This is a genomic window from Maridesulfovibrio sp. (genome assembly GCF_963678865.1).
GTDB lineage: Bacteria > Desulfobacterota > Desulfovibrionia > Desulfovibrionales > Desulfovibrionaceae > Maridesulfovibrio.
On record NZ_OY787459.1, the window covers coordinates 1,902,935 to 1,921,735 of the forward strand.

Below are 18,801 nucleotides of genomic sequence, written 5' to 3' on the forward strand. Positions count from 1 at the left end.
ATTCTACCCGTTCAAATTCGGGGGCCCCATGACGATCATCTCCGCAAGGGTCAAATCCACTTTGGGCATGGTTCTGATTCTGTTGCCAAGCAATCCCATTTCAAGACCTACAAGCTCCTTGTAAAGCGGAGTACGGTCTACAACCGGAACATTTTCCATATCTTTGGTCAGATCCTGACACTTGAAACATCCGGGAAAAGAAAGCTGGCGTCCGTTGGGCTGGCGCAGGGTATTGACCACTCCGTGCATGCGGCAGATCATCAGCCTGTGTTTGTAGACCCCGCAAAGGCCGTCATCGTTTAAAGGACACATTATCTTGGGTCGCATGCCGTTCTCAAGCATCCCCTTGGCATTGCGTACATAATCCTCGGAGCGGCGGATATATTCATTACGTTTGTCTTCCGGGAGCTTGTTCAGCCCCTGCCAGAGATAAGTCCACTCCACATAAGTATGGTGCTGGAAATAACTGGTACAGCAATTTTCCTCACACCCTTCACAGGAAAGGCCGATTTTAGCAGATGTTTCAGCATAAACAGAGGCCATGCGTTCATAAAGCGCACCCAGCTTGCGGAACACAGCCTGTCTGGTCATTTTTTTCATTATGTATCCTTAAAGTCACTTACTTCTTTTGATTTCAGCCAATTGTAAATTTTTGCCACACTCTCTTCAGGAGAAAGAGCATCTGTGTCTACAGCAAAATCAGCATATTTTTCGTAGAGAGGAATACGCTCATTATAGAGACATTCCAGCGACTGCCCCGGACTGATGGCCAGTCCGCGATCATCTCCGGAACCGACCCGCGAAAGACATGTCTCACTTGAAATACGTAAATAAATCACCGGTCCGAGAAGCTTCAGTCTCTCCATGGCCTTGGGGCCGTAGACCACGCTACCTCCGGTGGAGATCACCGTGCGAAAAACTCCGAGACCGGAAATAATGTACTCCTCGGCCCTGCGGAATTCCGGCACCCCCAGATGATCAACGATCCCCTGCAGCCGGCGACCATAATAGCCCTCGATAACCGAATCCGTATCCATGTGCTCCCAGCCCAGTTTTTCAGCCAGAAGCGGTGCCAGAGTTGATTTTCCGGCCCCGGCCATGCCTATCAGGATAACAGAGCAATTTTCTGAAAATTCTTTGTTCCATTCTTTCATATAAAATATCAAACCTTCCGGGTATCAGGAGCGGATGATTACGACCTTATCTTCTTCATCACGTTCTTTGACCAGAACATTCACATGCTGGTCTTCAAAGGTAACCACTTCCTTACCCACATAATCGGCTCTGATGGGCAATTCGCGATGCCCACGATCAACCAGCACAAGCAACTCTACCCGGTGAGGTCTCCCGAAATCCAGAACAGCTTCAAGAGCAGCCCGCACGGTCCGACCGGAAAAAAGCACATCATCCACCAAAATGATAGAGGCTGATTCAATATCAAAAGGAATTTCAGTACAATTGATGCTCGGCTGACGAGTCAGGTTGGTCCAGTCGTCACGGTAAAGATTGATATCCAGCTTGCCTAGAGGTATTTTACGCCCCAGCTTTTCGTCCAAAATTAGTTTGAGCCGTTCTGCGAGGTCCGCGCCACGCCTCTGAATACCAATAATTGCAAGGTGTTCGTTATCACCGCGCCGCTCGGTAACCTCTGATGCAAGACGATCCAGAGTGCGAGCCATGTCCTTTTCCGAAAGAATTACTTTTTGTTCCGTCATACCCACTTGCCTTATAGAAGTTGATTCTTATTATCAGATTTGTTTAAATCATTTTTTCAACCTGCCGGGACTAGCTATAATTAATGTATCCGGGCAATGCAATCCCCGGAAATCCGGCTGACAAGGATATCTTTATGAACAGCACATTTGAAATCAAGGGCATGACCTGCTCCGCATGCTCCGCAAGACTGGAAAGAGTTATCGGAAACATAGAAGGAGTAAGTAATGCCACAGTTAATCTGGCGGCAGAATTACTTTCGGCAGAGCATGACCCTGATGAGATTTCCCCTGCAGACATCATTGCTGCTGTGGAAATGGCCGGATTCGAGGCAATTGAAAAAATCGAGGGCAGCGAACTGACCATCCCTGTTTCCGGCATGGCCTGCTCCGCATGCTCTGCAAGGCTGGACCGGCTGCTGAACAATACCTCGGGGATAATAAATGCTCAGGTCAGCCTTGCAGCTGAAACCGCGACTCTTAAGTTCAATCCTGCGGAAATTTCACTACGCCGAATCAGGCAGATCATTGCAGATGCCGGTTTTGAGTCCGGGCAGATCCAATCAGCGCACAACGCCAAAGATAATTTTGAAAAAAGAAAAGCAGAAAGCAAAGCCAGACTCAGTGAAATGAAAACAAGACTGATCTCAGCTCTGCTTTTTACCGTCCCCCTGCTGATCATCACCATGGGACACATGGTCGGCATGCCCCTGCCGGAAGCAGTAAATCCCCAGACATCTCCACTGGGCTTCGCCCTGATTCAACTGTTTCTGACCGTTCCGGTGCTTTGGTTTGGTCGTAATTTTTACCAGCAGGGATTCCCCAACCTGCTACGCGGCGCACCGAACATGGACTCTCTCATAGCCGTGGGGACTTCGGCAGCTGTGATCTACTCCCTTTGGAACACCATTGAAATTGGTTTGGGAATTGATGCCCACCTGCGGGCCATGGACCTTTACTATGAATCAGCAGCTACTATCATTACTCTGATCCAGCTCGGTAAATTTCAGGAAACACGGGCACGTTCACGCACTTCCGATGCAATCGAAAAACTTATGGACCTGACCCCGGCACAGGCAATACTGCTGGAAAACGGAGAGCAAATCCCCACGCCGCTGGAAGAAATAGGTCCCGGTGACATTATTTTGATCCGCCCCGGTGACCGGGTGGCCGCAGACGGCAGGGTGATTGAGGGGCATTCCGAAATTGATGAATCCATGCTCACCGGAGAATCCATGCCTGTAGCCAAAAGTACAGGAAGCGATGTTGCAGGAGGCACGGTCAACGCCGGTGGCGGAGCGCTTAACGTACAGGTAACCAATGTGGGTGAAAACACCGTTCTTTCACGCATCATCCGCCTAGTACAGGAAGCGCAGGGATCAAAGGCGCCTATTTCAAGCCTTGCGGATACTGTCAGTTTTTATTTTGTGCCCACTGTGATGGCTATCGGAATTGCAGCGGCTCTGGGCTGGTTCTTTTTCAGTGACGAACCGTTCACCTTTGCCCTGCGTATTTTCATCAGTGTAATGGTAATTGCCTGCCCCTGCGCCATGGGTCTGGCCACCCCCACTGCCATTATGGTCGGAACCGGCCGGGGCGCTCAACTTGGGGTACTGGTCAAATCCGGTGAAGCTCTTGAGACTGCCGGTAAAATCGAAACCATGGTTTTCGACAAAACAGGAACCCTGACCTATGGCAGACCTGAAGTAGCCGATACGTTCACCATGGAAAATGAAGATCCCTCGGAACTGCTTCTGCTGGCAGGCTCAGCGGAAAAACAATCCGAACACCCACTTGCAAAAGCAGTGGTGCAGGCTGCTGAAAAAATCGGCTCCCCACTGCCGGAAACAACTTCATTTCAAGCTGTTTCCGGGCTGGGCATCAGCACTGAAACCGGGGGCAACGCCATGCTGCTCGGCAACCGCAAATTCCTTGAGCAGGGTTTTACCGGCGGGCTCGATAATCCTGCAGCCCAAGAGATTGCCCGACGCTATGCAGAAGCCGGACAAAGCCCGCTTTACATTGCCATAAACGGAAAGCTGGCCGGTATTCTGGCCATTGCCGACCGCATTAAGGATGAAACCCCGCAAACCATCAGCAAACTGCACAAACTGGGGGTACACACGGTTATGCTCACCGGGGATAACGAAAGAGTGGCCCGGTCCATTGCCGATAAAGCTGGGATTGACAAAGTAATTGCTCAGGTTATGCCCGACAGCAAGGCCGAAGTGGTTAACAGGGAAAAAGAAAATGGCCGCAAGGTAGCCATGATAGGAGACGGCATCAACGATGCTCCGGCACTGGCTTCTGCGGACCTCGGCATTGCAATGGGCACCGGAATTGATGTTGCAATTGAATCAGGAGACGTTGTACTGATGAAAGGCGATTTGAGCGGAGTACTCACCGCACTGTCCCTGAGCCGGGCAACGGTACGCAATATCAAGCAAAACCTGTTCTGGGCCTTTGCCTTCAACATATTGGGCATTCCGGTTGCAGCCGGCGTACTTCACGTTTTCGGCGGCCCTACCCTTTCACCCATGTTTGCGGCAGCGGCCATGTCGCTCAGCTCGGTGACTGTGGTCAGCAACGCGTTACGGCTGAAATTCTTTAAACCGGAAGATTAGACTTGAAAGACCTTACCCTCGTTTTCCCACAGTGGCAGGGCTCCATTGATAATGAAGCACTTTATGAAGGGGCCCTGGCTCTGGCGGAAGGAATTAATGGACTTCCCGATGTACAGACAGTACCCACGACTCCCTTTTGCGGGCCAGCCCCCGAAGGTCCCATTGCAGGTATGGAGGATATCCTTAACCAGCTCAAAGAAACCAGCTCTATACTTGAAAAAAAATGTCCGCAACGGATTCTTCTGCTTGGCGGAGACTGCTCAACCGAGACCGGACCGGTAAGCTGGATGTCCCAAAAACACGGCGAAGATCTAGCCCTGATCTGGTTTGATGCCCATCCAGACCTGAACACACCGGAAACTTCGCAATCCGGCCGTTTTCAGGGCATGGCACTCTCTGCCATACTGGGCAACGCAGGCCCCGAGATCAATGCAGCCATGTTTCAGCCTATCCTGCCCGCAAAGGTATTCTGCGCCGGTGCCAGAACTTTTGATCCACCGGAATTGGACTTCATGGTAAGCAGCAAAATGCCTTTCTTCGGTTCCGCAGAACTTAAACGGGACCCGGCATGGCTGGCACGGCAAATAGAAAAATCCGGTTGCAGCAAAGTCTACATCCACCTTGATGTGGACGCGGTAAATCCCATCGGTTTCGCACACGGGAAACCGTCTCCTCCGGCGGGCATGCAATTCAAGAATCTGCTGGATATCATTGCAGAAATAAACTCCAGTGCTGACATTTGCGGTCTGGGTATAACCGAGTTCCACCCCGGAAGCGAAAAAGGAATAGAAAAAGCCGCCACTCTTATTAATACAGCTTTGCCAGATTTTCTTACAGTGTAATATCCGACAGAAGAATTACATAATTCCAGATGCAAGTGATAGAAAAAAGCTGAGGCAACGTGTAGAAAAAATACACGAGCCTCAGCCTTTTTTTGAGTACTACTCCGATACTTGCTGTTTCGGAAATTGATCAGTGTCAGCAGAACTTACAGAACTCTATAGTAGCCCTTCAGCAAAACCAGCTTGCGCCGACAGCTCTATGAAAAATCCCTGATCATATCCTTAATCGGCTTCCCGTTTGGTGCCTTTGCTGCGGGATTCATCTGAAGCAGGCCTTTCCATGCCTGAATAGCCCCGGCTTTATCTTTCAGATCATAATACAGAACAATCCCCTTATTGAACCGGGCTGTCTCATGATCAGGCGCAGCAAGAATCGCTTTATCAAAACTCTCTACAGCCTTTTGCGGGTTACCGTTACGACGGTACATCACTCCAAGATCGGTGAGAACATGTGCATTTGCAGGCTGCAGAGCCAACGATTTATTATACGCTTCAATTGCTTTTGAATGCTGATCAGTATCAAAATAAAGATTTCCGAGCCTCGTCCATAGATTGGCAGAATCCGGCTGTGACTCTAGCTGCCTCTTTGTTTCATTAATCTGTTGGGCGAAATCAGTCCCCCCTCCGGTAGTCTGAGGGGTTGAAGAATCCTTTAGAGCGGGTATGAATACCCCGCCGAAAAACAAGCCTACTGCCAGAGCAGCCACCGCAACAAGAACAACATTATTCCTGCTGCCGTTTGAGGATTTCCCACCTCTATTCTTTTTTGCCAAATCAGCCCCCTACCCACTTCCGGCCTCAAATTCCGAAGTGCATTTTGCTGTTTTTTTTGCACAAGACAGTGCAATTAATTGCCCGCATTGCACATAACAAGAGGCAATTAAATTAAAATTACAAGGACATACACCATATGTTCAGATTGATTATGCAATGACAGTACCAATCAAAGAAATCATTAAACGCACACCCGCCCTAAAACAGCAGACGATTATACTGATTTCAGGCAATAATGTTTACAAAAAAGATATTTATTGAAATCTGACTTTTTTGATCATTTAAATTTAACTTAATATTAAGCCATGTTTTTACTTAAAACGAAATGAACAGAATTATATTTTGTATTTTTTGCAAGAAAGGCTCTTTATACAAAACCGACAACGATGCATACAAAAACGTAGATTTTAAATACAATTAACAACACACAACATTCTTTTAAATTCATATTGCTTCACATTTTCGCAGCAAAAAGACTATTTTTTTACACTAAAAAAAATTTATCAATAAAATTCTTGCCCATTTCTTCTGTTTTATGTAGGTATCTCAGAACAATATTTTGCAAAGTGGTCCTCCTGCGAAACTTATACTATCATTTCGCGGATATTTGGTGCTAAAAAAAACAAGGGATTATTTATGGAAGTTATGAATTCACTGGACGCAATTGTTGGTAAAATCGGAGCGTTCGCATGGGGACCGCCCATGCTTATTCTTCTGGTCGGTACAGGCTTCTGGCTGACCCTCGCATTGCGCGGCGTTCAATTTAGTAAACTTTTCTACGCATTGTACCTTGCGCTTATCAAACGCAAGGAAGAAACCGATGAACCCGGCGATATCACCCACTTTCAGGCCCTGATGACCGCCCTTTCCGCAACTGTCGGTACCGGTAACATTGCCGGTGTTGCTACCGCAGTCGCAGTCGGTGGTCCCGGAGCACTTTTCTGGATGTGGATTACCGGTCTTGTCGGTATGGCAACCAAATATGCTGAAGCTGTTCTGGCTGTTAAATACAGGGAAGTTGACGAAAACGGCGAAATGAGCGGTGGCCCCATGTACTATATTTCCAAGGGCCTGAACATGCCCTGGCTGGGAACACTTTTCGCAATCTTTGCTTCCATCGCCGCATTCGGCATCGGTAACATGGTTCAGTCAAACTCCGTTGCCGATGCAGTTGAAGCGACTTACGGGATTTCCCCTTACATCACCGGCGGCCTGCTGATGGTCCTGACCGCTGCTGTTATCCTCGGCGGCATCAAGAAAATCGGTAAAGTAACCGGACTTCTCGTACCCGTTATGATCGTTTTCTACATGGCTGGATCTTCATACATCATCCTTACCCACATCGCTGAAGTACCCGCAGCTTTCGCCCTGATCTTCGAACAGGCTTTCAACCCCACTTCCGCTGTGGGCGGTTTTGCAGGCGCAACCGTAATGCTGGCTATCCGCATGGGTGTTGCCCGCGGAGTATTCTCCAACGAATCCGGCCTTGGAAGCGCTCCTATCGCAGCTGCTGCAGCCCAGACCAAGGAAGCCGTAACCCAGGCTCTGGTTTCCATGACCCAGACCTTCATCGATACCCTGATCGTCTGCACCATGACCGGCCTTGTACTCATCATCACCGGCGCATGGTCCAACGGAACCACCGGTGCTGAACTGACCACCATTGCTTTCTCCATGGGCATGACCGGCGGCGCACACATCGTCACCATCGGCCTGATCCTCTTCGCCTACTCCACCATCCTCGGCTGGTGCTACTACGGTGAGAAATCCATGGAATACCTGTTCGGCGTCAAGGCGATACTGCCTTTCCGCCTCGTCTTCATCTGCTTCGTAGGTCTTGGCGCCATTGCCAAACTCAGCTTTGTATGGAACCTTTCAGATACCTTCAACGGCCTCATGGCCATCCCCAACCTTATCGGCCTGATCCTGCTGACACCGGTTGTTGTAGCTGAAACCAAAGCCTACTTCGCCAAGAAGAGCAAAACAGTGGCCGGACAGACTGAATCAAACTAGTCTGCAGGCATACATATGCATAAACAAATCCCCCATCCGGACTCCGGGTGGGGGATTTGTTATGGGCAAAGAGAAAAAAAAGGCTGCTCCGCAAAGAACAGCCTTTAAAATAAAATCAGTATAAAAAAGTTATACCAAAATACTGCGGCGGCAGAATTCAACAGCTTCCGCCCTCACATCTCTGCGGTCAGGCCAGTAAAGCTGCATTCTGGTCAGACCGAAAATAATGGTCATGACCACTGTGGCGTTTTCCTCCACGGCAATCTCGCGGATGGTTCCCTTCTTAATGCCCTGCCTTATGCAGTCTTCAAGAACCAGATCAAGATTCTTCATGAAAACAGCCATCAACCGTTTGGAAGAATCAAGCAGGCCGTATGTGGATAGCATGATCTTCATATCAATTTCGTTTGCTTCAACAAAAGCAAAATATTCATTCATAACCTCTTCAAGAGCACAAGCTTCACGGTCCAGCTTCTGGCGGATTGCTTCAATATAATATGAAAACTGCTCTTCGAGGGCATCCAGAATGTGCAGAAGGATATCTTCCTTACTTTCGAAATGACGGTAAATTGTGCCCTCAGAAATATTGGCCATTTTTGCCAGATTGGCGGTAGTGGCCTTGTGGAAACCCACCTCTGAGATCATTTCCTTGGCTGTTGCGAGGATAATGTCCTTGGTTTTCATTATACGGTCTCCCTTGAGCGCCCGGCGCCCATGTTCAATCATGTTAATGTTGTAAAAATATTTTATCAGATTTTTATCCGATTACTAACTCTATTTCTAAAATGCGCTAATTACCTCATGCAAGAGGCAAGGTCAACCTGCGTCCATTGACAAAACCTGATAGAAAACTTATTTTCAATAGACAAATCCTATGAGGAGGAAACAATGGTTGAAATCACCGAAGCTGCGCAAAAACAGCTTGAAAACTATTTTGCAGATAAAGACAGGACCCCCATCCGCATCTACCTTGCCACCGGTGGCTGAGCTGGCCCCAGGCTGGCATTGGCTCTGGATGAGTCAAAAGATAACGATGAAAGCTTGGAAGTGGAAGGTTTCACCTTCCTGTTAGATAAAGACCTTAGCGAACAGGGCAGCCCTTTCCGCGTAGACCTCAGCTACACAGGTTTCGTAATAGATTCCAAGCTCGAGCTCGGTGGCGGCGAATGCGGCTCCTGTTCCGGAAGCTGCGGTTAATTAATACTGTTTCACGGCTCCAGGGCTGTGAACACCGAAACATTAACCTGACAGTAACGACCTTTCGAGGTTACAAGGCCGTCTCTTCGGAGACGGCCTTTTCTAATTCCGGGTTCCGGCATTTTTTTGTTTTGCGGATGTGCCCGACTAAAGGTAACATAGCCTCCATCTTGATTAACATAGTGGAGTTTTAAGTGAGGAAACGGGAAAGAATACAGGGGATTTTTTCAGCTCAGACCATATCCGTAATCGGGACGGGGACCACCAAGAGAAAAACAAAACAAATGACTTACTGGTACGCTGAAGAACAGGAGAACGGTGTTCTGAAAGTTCAAGCGATCAATACCAATCATATCCCCACCGGACCTCTGGTAGCGGTGGAGATGGAAATGTTCTTGAGAGACTACCACCCCGAACCGGAAATATACGTAGAAAAAGTCATTCCCAACCTGAAAAAGCTGGAAAAATCCATATCACTGGGCGAAAGCCACCGGACCAACGGCGAAAATTACAGCGCTGAATATGAATTCAACAAGGCCATGAGCCTTGATGAAATGAACGTGCGCGTCAATTTCGGTCTGGGCTTGACCTACCTTGCCCGTGGAGAAGTAGACCGGGCAGACAATATTTTTAAAAGACTGGTTATCCTTGAAAGCTGCTTTGAGCCGCAGCACAAGCACCTGTTCAATGAATTCGGCATCTCTCTACGTAAAAACGGCATGCTTAAGCAGGCCCTTGATTACTATCTCAAAGCTGTAGAGCTGGTTAAAGAAGACGAAAACCTGCACCTGAACATTGCCAGGGTCTACTTTGAACTGGGCGAATTAAAACCATGCCTTCAATATCTCAGACAGGCATTACGCTTAAACAAAAGACTCGAAGAAGCATGCATCTTCCTGAACTTTCTAAAAGGAAAAGGTTTTATTGAAGAATGTACCCTTGAACAGGTCATTGAAAAAACTGCTGACGACAAAAAAGCTTTGGAATCTCTGCTGAAAACCGACCTTGTTTCCCCTACTGAGCAGAAGCAGACCAAAAAACCAGGGCACCTCGTGAAGGAGTTAAATTTCATGTAGCTGCTTTCATTCTTCCTTGCACCTCTGAATCCACTTATCCTGTATATTCCCTATTACGCCCCGCACCTGCAATGCCTCAAACGCATCTTCCCAGCGTTGTACTGTTTGCATGCTGGTGGACTTCGAAAAAGCAAGAAAAAGTTTTACATTTCGAAAAGTAAAAACCGGAACAGCCAGTTTACGCAATTCTTCATTGGAATCCAGAAAACCGTCAACGCCTATATTTGAGGTAGCAACCAACTCAATCCTGCCGCGCATTAGTTTTTTGAAATTCTGTTCCTGAGAAATCATAACTTCGAGATTGGTAAATCCCTGACTTTTAAGAAACTGGGCCCGGGCATCATTACGATAAACCCCTATACCGGAAACCTTTTTCGCATCCTCCAGACTCTTCACCTTACCCCTGAGCCCCTTTAATCCATAAAAAACCCACTTATAGCAGGCTATAGGACCTACCCAATAAAATTTATCCTCCCGCTCTTTTGTACGAGCGGTAGAAAACAACATGACGTCCGGGTGGTTCTCAAGATATCGGTAGCCGCGCGCCCAAGGCATTACTTCAATTTCAGCATCACAACCGATTTCCTTTTTCAAAGCCTCTACAATTTCAACCCCGAACCCTGTAAGCTGTTCCTTATTCATAATAGTAGAGGGATAGCTTCTCTCAGTAATTATTTTCAGTCCGCAATCGTCAGCCAGCCCGTAAGCGGGCATAAGAAGTAAAAGCAGAACTATATTAAAAAGCAAAATCAAGCGGTACGACATAAAACCCAACCCGTTTATTCGTATACTTCAGCACTATAAATACTATCTTTAATCTACACCCTTTATACCTTTTATACCTTGATTACACGGTAAAAACAACACCAGCTCAATATTTATCATATGCAACAAAACAAGCCGGAAGCAGAGTGACCTGCTTCCGGCTTGTAGTATGCGGCACGATACCGAGAGAATTCAGTTCATTTATTTACCGGACCATTCCGACATAAAATCTTCAGGACCGACCACCTTGTAACCCCGTTCCTGCAAAGCGGCTACAACAGGCGAGGCATCTTCTGTGTCCACACGAACAACCACCATTCTGCGGTCATTATGATGGAACAGACCGGTACTTATAATATTATATTTCATATTGGAAATGATCCCGGCAACCTCATACAGCACACCGGTTCTTTCCTCAACATCAACAACAATACGGGAACCGCCCTGCTTGAGGCCCATTTCTTCGACCAGCAATTCCAACATTTTATTACGGTTGATGTAGCCGATGAGTTTCTTATTCTCATCAACGACAGCCAGACCGGAAAGATTCATTTCAAACATTAAATCGGCTGCAGCTTCAATCTCTGTTTCAGGCGGGATCGTCGTGATGGTCTTACGCACTACTTCGCGCACGGCAAGTTTGCTCAGCAGGTAGTTCACCTCATGCTTTTCCAGTGAACTTATAACCGAGGGCAGGGCTGCACGGACATCTTCCTTAGTGACATAACCGACGAGTTCCTCCCCGTCCTTAACGAGAAGCATCCACAACTGATTGTCTTCCAGAATTTTGTCCGCTTCCTTGACCAAAGTATCAGGAGTTACGGTAACAAAGTCCTTGAGCATTTTCAGTCCCACATACATCTGCATGTCCTCCAGAATCCGGAAATAGTCCGGTGCGTAAAAAAGTTGATAAAAGCAATCTCCCCATACCCAAGCTTTCAAGCTCTTGCAAGCAATGCCCGCAACTGCATACATTTTTTATAATATCATGCCAGCAATAAGAAGTACCCCCTTGTTTGTATGTAACTAACTATCATTCACAGCGCGGACCAAGTTCTAGAATTATACACTAAAGCACCTTGCCCCAGATAATTTTTTGAGTTAGTCCAAAATCCATGCACGAAATGTCAATAGCGCAAAGTATACTTGCAATCATTGAAGAGGAAATGGAAAAGCAGCCGGGTGCCAGCCTCAAAAAAGTTGTGGTAGGCAACGGTGCGCTTGCGGGAGTAGTATCCGATGCTCTCACTTTCGGTTGGGAAGCGATAACCGTGGGAACCTCTCTTGAGGGCTCGGTTCTCGAAGTTAACGAAATCCCGATCAAAGTTCGCTGCGGCGGGTGCAAACACGAATTTTTACCCGAAGACAAGCTTTACATGGCCTGTCCGAAATGCGGTCTGGAACTTGGCCATGAGGTGCTTCAGGGCAAAGAACTGCAGATCGAAAGCATTGAGATTGACGATTAACTTAAGGAGTTGGAAATGGGTGAAATCCCTGTGGTACGCAATATTCTGGAAGCAAATGACAGAATTGCCAACGAACTGAAACAATTTTTCAAAGAAAAGAACATCCTCTGCCTCAACCTGATGAGTTCACCCGGTTCCGGCAAAACCAGCCTGCTGGAAAAGACCCTTGCGGACCTGAAGGGCGAATTCAAAATGGCAGTCATTGAAGGAGACCTCCAGACCGACAACGACGCGCGACGCGTTGCCGCAACAGGGGCTCAGGCTGTTCAGATCAACACCGAAGGCGGATGCCATCTCAACTCCAGCCAGGTTAAGGAAGCCCTTTCCCTGATCGACCTCGAAGGACTCGATATCCTGTTTGTGGAAAATGTGGGCAACCTAGTATGCCCTGCGGAATTCAACGTAGGTGAAGACCACAAAATCACCCTGTTGACTGTAACTGAGGGCGACGACAAGCCCGAAAAATATCCCCTCATGTTCCACATTTCGTCAGTCATGATCCTCAACAAAATTGATCTGCTGCCTTACGTTGATTTCGATCTTGAAAAAGCACAACAGCATGCGCGCAAGTTGAATGCGGACATCGCCCTCTTCCCCCTGTCCTGCCGCACCCGCGAAGGATTGGACGCATGGTACGACTGGCTCCGCAAAGCCCGCGCTGAAAAAGTATAAAACATGCCTCCGGCGGCCCAGCCGGGGGCCTTAAACCCTTTTTTATTGCTCCCTTCCTGAGGCTTCACCCTTCTGGGAATTGCTTTTCAGGCACCGGACAAATCCGCCTTCCTGCGGATTTGTGTAAAAAAGGATTAAGAATCTCAAAAACTTTTGATAGTTTAATCGGGTAGCTAAAATTTTCCCTTTGAACAAAATGCTTTGCATCGACAGAGCGAAGCTAATTAAAAGGTTTTGAAAAGGGGAGTCCAGAGGGGAAAAACTTTTGCAAAAGTTTTTCCCCTCTGGCCGCCGGAGGCAAATAAATCATGAAATTTCCCAGCAACCTGCCGTGTTCCGCAGTCTTAGACTCCCTTGCAGACGGGGTATTTACGGTAGACCGGGACTGGAACATCACCTTCTTCAACGAAGCGGCCAGCCGGATTACCGGGGTGCCTGCCGAAGAAGCGGTGGGTTCCAAGTGCTGGGATGTTTTCCACTCCAGCCTCTGCGACGGAAACTGCGCCCTGCGTTCCTGCATGAGCGACTGCGGCCGCATTTCCAACAAATCAATCTTTTTTATCCACGCAGACGGGCGCAAAGTCCCGGTCTCCATAAGTGCCGCGCCTCTTGTCGACGGCGAGGGCAGGCTTATCGGCGGGGTGGAAAGTTTCCGCGACCTGACCGACATCCAGATGATCCGCCGGGAAGTGGAAGAGTCATGGCGCTTTGAAGATATTATCGGCAAAAGCGCCCAGCTTGGAAAAGTCTTCGCCATTCTGCCGCAGGTCAGCAAAAGTGAAGCAACAGTGCTTCTGCTGGGTGAGTCCGGGACGGGGAAAGAACTATTCGCCCGCGCTATCCATAACCTGAGCGAACGCAAACACGGCCCATTCGTAGCCGTAAACTGCGGAGCCCTGCCTGACAACCTGCTGGAGTCAGAACTTTTCGGATACAAAGCCGGGGCCTTCACCGATGCCCGCAAGGATAAAGCAGGACGTTTTGAACTGGCTGCCGGAGGCACCATTTTCCTTGATGAAATCGGGGACATGCCAGCAAAACTACAGGTGAAACTGCTGCGCGTGCTGCAGGAAAAGACTTTCGAACCGCTTGGTGCGGTGCAAAGCGTGAAGGCCAATGTGCGCATTGTAGCCGCCACCAACAAAAATCTTGCAGAGCAGGTGGAGCAGGGACAATTCCGTCAGGATCTTTATTACCGCCTGAATGTGGTTACCCTCAACCTACCGCCGCTCAATGAGCGGGTCGAGGATATTCCGCTTTTAATCAATCACTTTGTCAACAGACTTAACGCGTTGCAGGGCAAAGACATTGACGGGATATCCGAAGACACCTTGCACATCCTCATGCGCCACCCCTTTCCCGGTAACGTGCGCGAACTGGAAAACATTCTTGAATTCGCCTTCATTCTCTGCCCTTCCGGTTTCATTCAGGTCGAGCACCTGCCTGAATATCTCCAGCCGAAGGTCAAAGACAACTTACCGCACGAAGACACACCTATGACCATGGATGAAATCAAATGCATGGCCGTGCGCCGCGCACTTGAGCGCAACAACGGCAAAAAGATGGCCACCTGCCGCGAGCTGGGAATTTCCAAAGATACCCTTCGCCGCACAATCGCCCGCTGCGAAGAAATGGGCGCATAATAAGCCCAAGCCCTTCTATTTTTGGCGAAATCTGATCCAAATAACCCTTCTCTCTACCTTCCTTTTTTACATAATAGCTTGTTTTAATTTATATTTTTTTTCATGGCACAGACTATGCCTTATAGTTGCCATGAGAGGAAACGAAGAACGCAATAATAATTCAACGCTGCTTTGTTTGGCTTGTTACGAAGACAGGCTGGCCTCTGTGTTTGACAATGCCCCGGAGCTGAAACTGTTCCGGGTGGAAGACAATAAAATTTGCCCCGCAGGTTACCTATCCCTTCCCTCAAAAGACCCAAAGGACAGGACATCCGCCATTATGACCTGCGGGGCAACGTTTTTAATATGCGGTGCAATCTGCGGTTGCACCATGAATGAACTGGAACAGGCCGGAGTAAAGGTCATCCCGTGGATAACCGGAATGATTGAAGAAGTGCTCTCGGCCTATCAACAGAACTGTCTGGAAAATCTTGTCATGCCCGGTTGCCGCGGCAGAGGCAGATGCGGACAGGGAAACAGAGGATTCAGGGCCAGAAAATCAGATCAGGGCGCAGGACGTCATGTGGGTCAGGCCATGAACCCGGTACAAAGGAGTAATTAACATGAAAATCGCCATCAGCTGTCAGGGCAACGACCTCAACGGTGAAGTCGACCCCCGATTCGGTCGCGCAAAAGGCTTTCTGGTCTGCGATACCGATGCCGGTACTCAGGAATACATTGACAACACCCAGAACCTGAATGCCGCTCAAGGGGCAGGAATCCAGTCCGCCCAGAACGTTGCAGCCACAGGAGCCTCTGCGGTTATTACCGGCCATGTCGGCCCTAAAGCCTTCACTGCCCTTGAGAAGGGATCCATCAAGATCTACCTCATAGGCGGCGGAACTGTTGCTGAAGCACTGGATGCTTTTAAAGCAGGACGCCTTGAAGCTGCCTCCGACGCAGATAAGCCCGGTCACTGGTAGAATTTTTCTGCATCACGTTCAGTCATGCCTTTTCTCCTCTCCCTTGCTCTGCGGGCATGACTGAACTTTTCAGGCATTGACAAGTCAGGTTCACGCCTTAGTTTACAATAAAATGTCTACTGTAACAGATTGATAAAATGTAAAATCTGTTTTTTTATAATGACAACCCCCTCCCTCCGGCGAGGGGCAGGAGATTGATATATGAGCGATCACGCATGCGGAAGCTGCTCTTCCTCCGGTTCCGGATGTTCTTCTTCCGGTTGTTCTGAAGGCTGTGCGCCTGAAGATATGAAGCTGAAAAAAACCCTTTCCAGAATCAAACACAAAATAGTTGTTATCTCCGGTAAAGGCGGCGTAGGTAAAAGTACTGTAGCAACCAACATCGCAGTGGCGCTTTCACTTGCCGGCAAACAGGTCGGACTGCTTGATGTTGACGTACACGGCCCCAGCGTTCCCCGTCTGCTCAGCCTGCAGGATGAAAAACCGCACATCGGGCACGAAGTAATCGAACCCATCTCCTGGTCCAGCAACCTCTGGGTCATGTCCCTTGGCTTCATGCTGCCCAGCAAGGATGATCCGGTAATCTGGCGCGGTCCGGTTAAAATCGGCCTGATCAAACAGTTTGTACAGGATGTTGCCTGGAATGATCTCGATTTCCTCGTTGTGGACTGCCCCCCCGGAACCGGTGACGAACCCCTTTCCGCACTGCAGACCCTCGGCACCGACGCTCTCGCAGTTATCGTAACCACCCCTCAGGGTGTGGCAATTGACGATGTGCGCCGTTCCGTAAACTTCTGCAAGCAGGTCGGCAACCCGGTTCTCGGCATTATTGAGAACATGAGCGGATTCGTCTGCCCCGACTGCGGAAATGTACATGATATTTTCAATTCCGGCGGTGGTGAAGAACTGGCCAAAGAAACCGGTGTTAAATTCCTCGGACGCATTCCCCTTGACCCTGAAGTTGGACGTTCCGGCGATGAAGGCTACCCCATCATCCGCACAGATCACGAAAGCCCCACCGGCAAGGCTTTGAACACTATCATCAAACCGATGCTTAATCTCACTGACACTCTGCAGGAAAATAATGAAATGCCCAAACCTGAAGAACTTCAGGGCAAAAACGGGATGATCAGGATTGCGGTCCCGGTCGCTGCAGGTAAACTCTGCATGCATTTCGGCCATTGTGAGCAGTTTGCAATTATGGATGTCGATATTGCAACCAAAGGCATTGTCGCCACTAATATGGAAACTCCTCCGCCCCATGAACCCGGCGTTCTTCCCAAATGGATCGCCGATCAGGGTGTTCAGCTGGTTCTGGCTGGGGGCATGGGCTCAAGAGCACAGTCCCTGTTTACCGATGCAGGCGTAAAAGTCATTGTCGGTTCACCTGCCGAAGCTCCTGAAAATGTAGTAGCCAGCTACCTTGCAGGTTCTCTCCAGACCGGGGCAAACACCTGTGACCACTAGTTAAAAATCCACGGGTATATCTACCGTACATAATTAGAAACAAAACAGCCTGCAGGTTTACCGCAGGCTGTTTTGTTTTTTGTGCCGATATGCAAAGTCCGGGGTTTCATGCCCCTACACCAATGAGGAATCATGCTGGCGAAAACTATTTCAGGTCAATAATTTCCTGCACCGCTATATAGCCGTCACGGAAGGTGGAAATGATTACATCCTTATCCGGGTCTCCGTTGTTATTGTAGTCGAAAGTTCCGGTCACACCATGGAAGGGAGGCATATCCACCAGAGCATCATGTATGGCAACAGGATTTGCTGTTCCGGCAATTTTTACAGCAGCAAAAAGACTCATCACTGCGTCATAGGTCAGCGCTTCAAGTTCACTTGGCTCAACCCCGTTTGCCTTCTTGTAATCCTTTTCAAACTCGGCAGCACCTTCAATTGGCAGCCCTGGGATCCAGTGATCAGTGTAATAACTGTTTTTGAATAAAGAATTACGCTGCAGCTCAATGGGATCCCATAAATCACCACCCAGCAAAATACCGTCAAAACCGAGCTTGCGTGCTTGAGCCACCTGCAATTGCACCATCTTGGTATTATTGGGCAGAAATAAAATACGTGCTCCGGATTTAATAATTTTTTTCAGCTGGATGGAAAAATCCCGCTGCCCGGCAGCATAACTTTCGAAGGCCGAAACCCGGCCTCCTCCTTTGATATAGTCTTTCTTGAATAAACGGGCCAGCTCAGCACTGTATGGACTAGAAGCGGCAAACAGCACCCCTACGTCTTTCCCTTTGAGATCTTTCAGGACAAAAAAAGCCAGCGCTTCTCCCTGTACGGTATTGGTATACGAAACACGAAATGAATATTTAAAAGAAGTCAGCTTATTTGTTCCGGCCACCGGAGTGATAAAGGGAACTTTGTGCTCCTCGCAGACCTTCGCCACGGCCAAAGCAACCAGACTACCGGCAGCGCCGACAATAGCCGAGACGTTATCCTTCTCAATCAAACGCCGGGCCACTTTTGCAGCGGTCTCTGCATCACCGTTACTGTCCGCAGGAAAAAGACTGACTTTGTAATGCTGCCCGGATAATTCCAAACCACCATCATTATTAACTTTGTTTGCTGCATAGCGGGCGGCGGTGATGATGTAATTTCCTTTTCTGAACAGTTCACCGCTGGTAACCGCAACTACCCCGACCCTGAATTCCCCGGAAGTTTCTTTATCCGAGCACCCCGCGCACGCGCAGAGCAGCAAGACCGAGACAAGCAGAACCGCAATGAATCTGTACATTTTCATAAAATCTCCGCTTTTTAAGGCTCCAGCAGACAATACCTCAATATAAAAATAAAAAGGCGGCCTTTAAGACCGCCTTTCAAACTCCACAGCTAGATACCGGCCATGCAGTTATAAAGTTCTTCGCTCACTTCGATGCGGACAATACCGTCTTCGATGTAAACACGAATGTTATTTTCAGGAATCAAGGCCATATCCATGGCCACGTTCACCCACTTGTCCCTGAGTTCTGCCGGATCAACATCCTTAAGAGGATGACTCTCTGCTACTTTCCAAGACATTTTATATCTCCCGTTT

At 48.6% G+C, this 18,801-nt stretch carries 20 protein-coding genes; 11 read left to right on the forward strand and 9 right to left on the reverse strand.

From position 1 onward, the window contains the following. Window positions 1-3 precede the first annotated feature (3 nt). From ACKU41_RS08800 to pyrR, 3 genes are read right to left on the reverse strand one after another with little or no spacing between them, the layout of a single operon-like run. Window positions 4-600 carry a hypothetical protein gene (locus tag ACKU41_RS08800; RefSeq protein WP_321405067.1) on the reverse strand — a complete coding sequence of 199 codons (597 nt, stop codon included), beginning with the start codon at window positions 598-600 and terminating at the stop codon, window positions 4-6. Next, window positions 600-1,154, reverse strand: coding sequence for a homoserine kinase (thrB, locus tag ACKU41_RS08805; protein WP_321405068.1), 555 nt, complete (start codon window positions 1,152-1,154; stop codon window positions 600-602). The genes ACKU41_RS08800 and thrB overlap by 1 nt, the downstream gene beginning before the upstream one ends. A 24-nt stretch (window positions 1,155-1,178) precedes the next feature. After that, a complete protein-coding gene (gene pyrR / locus ACKU41_RS08810) occupies window positions 1,179-1,715 on the reverse strand; it encodes a bifunctional pyr operon transcriptional regulator/uracil phosphoribosyltransferase PyrR (protein ID WP_321405069.1) in 537 nt (178 codons plus the stop codon). 134 nt (window positions 1,716-1,849) lie between these two features. Between pyrR and ACKU41_RS08815 the strand changes: the two genes are divergently transcribed. Together ACKU41_RS08815 and ACKU41_RS08820 are read left to right on the forward strand one after the other, a co-directional pair. Then, complete coding sequence (locus tag ACKU41_RS08815) at window positions 1,850-4,336, forward strand: heavy metal translocating P-type ATPase (RefSeq protein ID WP_321405070.1); 2,487 nt, start codon at window positions 1,850-1,852, stop codon at window positions 4,334-4,336. 2 nt (window positions 4,337-4,338) lie between these two features. Further along, a complete protein-coding gene (locus ACKU41_RS08820) occupies window positions 4,339-5,178 on the forward strand; it encodes an arginase family protein (protein ID WP_321405071.1) in 840 nt (279 codons plus the stop codon). 197 nt (window positions 5,179-5,375) lie between these two features. Here ACKU41_RS08820 and ACKU41_RS08825 read toward each other — a convergent pair whose 3' ends face one another. Further along, entirely contained in the window at window positions 5,376-5,951 is a 576-nt protein-coding gene (locus ACKU41_RS08825) for a tetratricopeptide repeat protein (protein ID WP_321405072.1), read from the reverse strand. 637 nt (window positions 5,952-6,588) lie between these two features. Between ACKU41_RS08825 and ACKU41_RS08830 the strand changes: the two genes are divergently transcribed. After that, window positions 6,589-7,965, forward strand: coding sequence for a sodium:alanine symporter family protein (locus ACKU41_RS08830; RefSeq protein ID WP_321405073.1), 1,377 nt, complete (start codon window positions 6,589-6,591; stop codon window positions 7,963-7,965). A gap of 129 nt (window positions 7,966-8,094) precedes the next feature. On the opposite strand, the gene ACKU41_RS08835 is transcribed toward ACKU41_RS08830, so the two are convergent. Continuing rightward, entirely contained in the window at window positions 8,095-8,649 is a 555-nt protein-coding gene (locus ACKU41_RS08835) for a TetR/AcrR family transcriptional regulator (protein WP_321405074.1), read from the reverse strand. Window positions 8,650-8,853: 204 nt separating this feature from the next. Here ACKU41_RS08835 and ACKU41_RS08840 point away from each other — a divergent pair, with 204 nt between their 5' ends. Both ACKU41_RS08840 and ACKU41_RS08845 read left to right on the forward strand, forming a co-directional pair. Then, a complete protein-coding gene (locus ACKU41_RS08840) occupies window positions 8,854-9,162 on the forward strand; it encodes an IscA/HesB family protein (RefSeq protein WP_321405075.1) in 309 nt (102 codons plus the stop codon). A 194-nt stretch (window positions 9,163-9,356) separates the two neighbouring features. After that, a complete protein-coding gene (locus tag ACKU41_RS08845) occupies window positions 9,357-10,238 on the forward strand; it encodes a hypothetical protein (RefSeq protein ID WP_321405076.1) in 882 nt (293 codons plus the stop codon). 6 nt (window positions 10,239-10,244) lie between these two features. Here ACKU41_RS08845 and ACKU41_RS08850 read toward each other — a convergent pair whose 3' ends face one another. Next, window positions 10,245-11,003, reverse strand: a complete 759-nt coding sequence (locus ACKU41_RS08850; protein ID WP_321405077.1) for an ABC transporter substrate-binding protein — start codon at window positions 11,001-11,003, stop codon at window positions 10,245-10,247. 201 nt (window positions 11,004-11,204) lie between these two features. Then, window positions 11,205-11,864 (reverse strand): CBS domain-containing protein, encoded by a 660-nt coding sequence (locus tag ACKU41_RS08855; RefSeq protein WP_321405255.1) that lies wholly within the window; start codon window positions 11,862-11,864, stop codon window positions 11,205-11,207. 254 nt (window positions 11,865-12,118) lie between these two features. Here ACKU41_RS08855 and ACKU41_RS08860 point away from each other — a divergent pair, with 254 nt between their 5' ends. The 6 genes from ACKU41_RS08860 to ACKU41_RS08885 all read left to right on the forward strand — a co-directional run bounded on the left by ACKU41_RS08860 (window position 12,119) and on the right by ACKU41_RS08885 (window position 17,213). After that, window positions 12,119-12,469, forward strand: a complete 351-nt coding sequence (locus tag ACKU41_RS08860) for a hydrogenase maturation nickel metallochaperone HypA (RefSeq protein WP_321405078.1) — start codon at window positions 12,119-12,121, stop codon at window positions 12,467-12,469. Window positions 12,470-12,484: 15 nt separating this feature from the next. Then, a complete protein-coding gene (hypB, locus tag ACKU41_RS08865; protein ID WP_321405079.1) occupies window positions 12,485-13,141 on the forward strand; it encodes a hydrogenase nickel incorporation protein HypB in 657 nt (218 codons plus the stop codon). Window positions 13,142-13,449: 308 nt separating this feature from the next. Then, window positions 13,450-14,784 carry a sigma 54-interacting transcriptional regulator gene (locus ACKU41_RS08870; RefSeq protein WP_321405080.1) on the forward strand — a complete coding sequence of 445 codons (1,335 nt, stop codon included), beginning with the start codon at window positions 13,450-13,452 and terminating at the stop codon, window positions 14,782-14,784. 130 nt (window positions 14,785-14,914) lie between these two features. Next, a complete protein-coding gene (locus tag ACKU41_RS08875) occupies window positions 14,915-15,385 on the forward strand; it encodes a NifB/NifX family molybdenum-iron cluster-binding protein (protein ID WP_321405081.1) in 471 nt (156 codons plus the stop codon). Between the two features lies 1 nt (window position 15,386). After that, window positions 15,387-15,746 (forward strand): NifB/NifX family molybdenum-iron cluster-binding protein, encoded by a 360-nt coding sequence (locus ACKU41_RS08880; RefSeq protein WP_321405082.1) that lies wholly within the window; start codon window positions 15,387-15,389, stop codon window positions 15,744-15,746. Window positions 15,747-15,947: 201 nt separating this feature from the next. Then, on the forward strand, window positions 15,948-17,213 hold the full coding sequence (locus tag ACKU41_RS08885) for an iron-sulfur cluster carrier protein MrpORP (protein WP_321405083.1): 1,266 nt from the start codon (window positions 15,948-15,950) through the stop codon (window positions 17,211-17,213). Window positions 17,214-17,358: 145 nt separating this feature from the next. Here ACKU41_RS08885 and ACKU41_RS08890 read toward each other — a convergent pair whose 3' ends face one another. Beyond that, complete coding sequence (locus tag ACKU41_RS08890; RefSeq protein WP_321405084.1) at window positions 17,359-18,507, reverse strand: ABC transporter substrate-binding protein; 1,149 nt, start codon at window positions 18,505-18,507, stop codon at window positions 17,359-17,361. Between the two features lie 89 nt (window positions 18,508-18,596). Then, on the reverse strand, window positions 18,597-18,785 hold the full coding sequence (locus ACKU41_RS08895) for a hypothetical protein (protein WP_015850502.1): 189 nt from the start codon (window positions 18,783-18,785) through the stop codon (window positions 18,597-18,599). Window positions 18,786-18,801 lie beyond the last annotated feature (16 nt).